The sequence below is a fragment of the Arhodomonas sp. KWT genome, assembly GCF_010993615.1.
This window is the reverse complement of sequence record NZ_WNXE01000233.1, coordinates 1-3,265: the sequence shown is the minus strand read 5'-3', so window position 1 is coordinate 3,265 and position 3,265 is coordinate 1. Positions and strand designations below refer to the sequence as shown.

General features: G+C 73.4%; 3 protein-coding genes. All 3 read right to left on the bottom strand.

Annotated features, from left to right (window positions below; genetic code table 11):
* The coding region (locus G7A99_RS17135; RefSeq protein WP_163142395.1) for a molybdopterin cofactor-binding domain-containing protein at positions 1-1,462 on the bottom strand (1,462 nt) is incomplete at its 3' end.
* Entirely contained in the window at positions 1,455-1,913 is a 459-nt protein-coding gene (locus tag G7A99_RS17130) for a (2Fe-2S)-binding protein (RefSeq protein WP_163142392.1), read from the bottom strand. The genes G7A99_RS17135 and G7A99_RS17130, both read right to left, overlap by 8 nt.
* A 56-nt stretch (positions 1,914-1,969) precedes the next feature.
* Positions 1,970-3,088 carry a sorbosone dehydrogenase family protein gene (locus G7A99_RS17125; RefSeq protein ID WP_163142389.1) on the bottom strand — a complete coding sequence of 373 codons (1,119 nt, stop codon included), beginning with the start codon at positions 3,086-3,088 and terminating at the stop codon, positions 1,970-1,972.
* Positions 3,089-3,265: the final 177 nt, after the last annotated feature.

The following is a 3,265-nucleotide window of genomic DNA, read 5'->3' as shown; positions in this document are numbered from 1 at the left end:
CGTCGGTGACGCTGCCGGGCCACAGCGATTCCACTACCGAGGGGGCGGCGATCCGGTGATGCCACGATTGCGGCAGCCCGTCCGCGCCGAGGCGGGCCTCCAGGAGGTGGTGGCTCGGGGGCCGGTAGACGTCGTGCCGGAGGTCCTCCTCGCGGGACCAGATCACCTTGACCGGCGCGCCCACGGTGCGGCTCAGCGCCACCGCCTCGGTGACGTAGTCCTGCTCCAGTCGGCGGCCGAAGCCACCGCCGATCAGTGTGCCGTGCACGGTAACGTTGTTTCCGGCGGCGAGGCCCAGACGGTTCACCACGCGGGCGATCAGGGCCCCCGGGCCGCTGCCCCGGGCCGCGGCGACGGCGCTGTCCCGGGCGCGGCTGCGCGACTGGGTCCCCGTCCAGACCTCGATCCCGTCGTCGCCCGCTGCGGCGGTGGCGTTCGGCGGCTCGAGGCAGGCGTGGGCCTGTAGTGGGAGCCGGTAGCGCGCGCTCACCAGGGTGTCCCCGGTGACGTGCTCGTCGGTCGGGGTGCCGCGTCGCCAGGCGGTGGGCATGTCCGTGTCCAGCGCTGCGTCCAGGGTGGCGGCGATCGCCGCGTCGTCCGGCAGGCGGGCGGGCGGCCACTCCGGGGCCAGTGCGTCGAGGCCGCGCCGGGCGGCCCAGTAGCCGTCGGCGACCACCGCCACGGCACCGCCCGACAGCGGGACCACGTCATGGACCCCCGCCACGGCGCGGGCGGCCCCAGTGTCCATCCGGACCGGTTCCCGGCCAGGGGCTGGCGGGTGGGCGACGGTGGCGACCAGCGCACCCGGCCGGTCGATGTCGATGCCGAACACGGCCTCCCCGGTGAGCTTCGCCGGAACGTCCCGCCGGGGTGGGGAGTGGCCGATCCAGCGCCATTCCCCCGGTTCGGTGAGCGCGACCTCGGCGGGCGGTTCGAGCCGGGCCGCGTCGAGCGCGAGGGCGCCGTAGGCCAGGCTGCGGCCGCTGGGGCCGTGATGGACGCGGCCGTCCGCGGCGCGGCAGTCGGCGTCATCGACGCCCCAGCGGGCCGCGGCGGCGGCAACCAGTTGCACTCGCGCCGTGGCCGCACTCCGACGCAGCACCGGCCAGGCCTCGCGGATGCTGGTGCTGCCGCCGGTGGTCTGCTCGCCGTAGACGGAGGTGAGGGGCGCGGGCGCGAGCTCGATGGTGTCCGGAGCGACGGCGAGCTCCTCGGCGACAAGCAGGGGCAGCGACGTGGTCACGCCCTGGCCCATCTCGGCCTCGGTGAGGCGCAGCACGATGCGGCCGTCGGTGCGGATTTCCACCCAGGTGTCGGTGTAGCCGGTGTCGCTCATGGCGCCGTTTCCCGCGGTGGTATCCCGTGAGCCGGCCAGGCGGGCGGCCACATACAGGCCGGCGCCGGCGGCGAGGGCGCCGACGATCAGGCGGCGGCGCGTGGGGCTGAACTTCCCATCAGCCATGGCGTCCGCCGGTGAGCGCGGCAAGCGCCCGGCGTGCCCGCTGGTAGGTGCCGCAGCGGCAGAGCACCCGGTCCATGGCCGCCTCGGTCTGCGTGGGACTGGGCCGCGGGGTGGTCCGCAGCAGTGCGGTGGCGGCGATCACCTGGCCGGGCTGGCAGTAGCCGCACTGTGGGACCTGGGCGTCGCGCCAAGCGGCGATGACCGGGTCGTCCCGGGCGGCGAGGCCCTCGATGGTGGTGACGGCGGTGCCGTGCAGGCCGCCCATAGCGGTACGGCAGGCCGGTACCGCCGCGTCACCGACGAGTACCAGGCAGGCGCCGCAGAGGGCGACGCCGCAGCCGAATTTCGTCCCGGTGAGGCCGAGGTCCTCGCGCAGGTACCACAGCAGCGGACGCTCCGGCGGGCCGTCGTAGCGCCGGGCGACGCCGTTCACTTCGAGGTCGATGGCCATGGCCGCGCCGCCTCCCTGTGCCTTGCTTCGGCCGGCGGGCGCGACGCGGTACGGCGTCAGCCCGGGGGGCCGTAGTCGATATGATAGACCGCGCCGCGGTAGTCGTCGGAGACCAGCAGGGCGCCGCTCGGCAGGACCAGGACGTCCACCGGTCGGCCCCAGATCTCTCCGCTGTCCGTCAGCCAGCCGGTGACGAACGGCCGGTAGGCGTCGCCGGTCCCGGCCAGCGCCGCCTCGGGGTCGACTCGCATGAGGCGGTAACCGATGCGCTCGCTGCGGTTCCAGGAGCCGTGCTCGGCGATAAGGATGTCGCCGCGGTAGTCGGCGGGAAAGGCGTCACCGTCATAGAAGCGCATGCCCAGCGCCGCGACGTGGGGGCCGAGGCGTTGCACCGGCGGGACGTAGCGGGCACACGCGTCCGGCGAACCGTATTCCGGATCGGGGATGTCGCCGCCGTGGCAGTACGGGAAGCCGAAGTGCGTGCGCTCGCCGGTGAGGCGGTTGAGCTCGTCCGGCGGGCGGTTGTCGCCGAGCATGTCGCGGCCGTTGTCGGTGAACCAGAGGGTGCCGGTCTGCGGTGACCAGTCGAAGCCGACGGTGTTGCGCACGCCCCGGGCGATCACCGTGTGTTCGCCGTTGTCCGGGTCGATGCGCCAGATTTCGCCGTAGCGTTCGCAGACGTTGCAGGGCGCGCCCAGGCCCACGTACAGCGCACCGTCCGGTCCGGCGGCAAGGTAGCGCCAGCCGTGGTGATCGTAGCGGGGCAGCCGGACGACGGTCTGCGGAGCGGGCGGGTCGTCGAGCCGCGACTCGATCGCCGGCAGGCGGGCGATGCGGTCGGTGAAGGCGACGTAGAGGTCGCCGTCGAGAAACGCCACCCCGTTGGGGGAGTCCGGCGAGCCCTCGATAAGCAGGTGGCGGTGGTCGGCGCGCCCGTCGCCGTCCGTGTCGCACAGCGCGTAGACGTTCCCGGCGCCCCGGGAGCCGACGAATACCGTGCCCTGCGCCCCCAGCGCAAGGCTGCGGGCGCCGGGCACTTCGGCACTGTAGACGCCGGCGGTGAAGCCCTCCGGGAGGTTCAGCCGGGCGAGGCCGTGCTCGGTCGCGCTCCGGCAGGACTGGGCCGTGGCGGCGACCACCACAAGGACCATGGCGCGAAGGAGACGGTGTGGCATGTTGCCCTCCTCTTCGCTCGGGTTACGCCGGGGGTTGACGCTATCCGCCCAGTATGTAGAATTTCGCGACCTGTCGCGATGATTCCGCCCAGGCGGGTCAGGCGGCAGGGAATGACAATTTGGAGGGATACCCAAGCGGTCAACGGGGGCAGACTGTAAATCTGCTGGCTCAGCCTT

Excerpts from the sequence above, each read along its gene's own strand:
- G7A99_RS17130 (WP_163142392.1), bottom strand. The coding sequence starts at position 1,913 with ATGGCCATCGACCTCGAAGTGAACGGCGTCGCCCGGCGCTACGACGGC.
- G7A99_RS17125 (WP_163142389.1), bottom strand. The coding sequence starts at position 3,088 with ATGCCACACCGTCTCCTTCGCGCCATGGTCCTTGTGGTGGTCGCCGCC.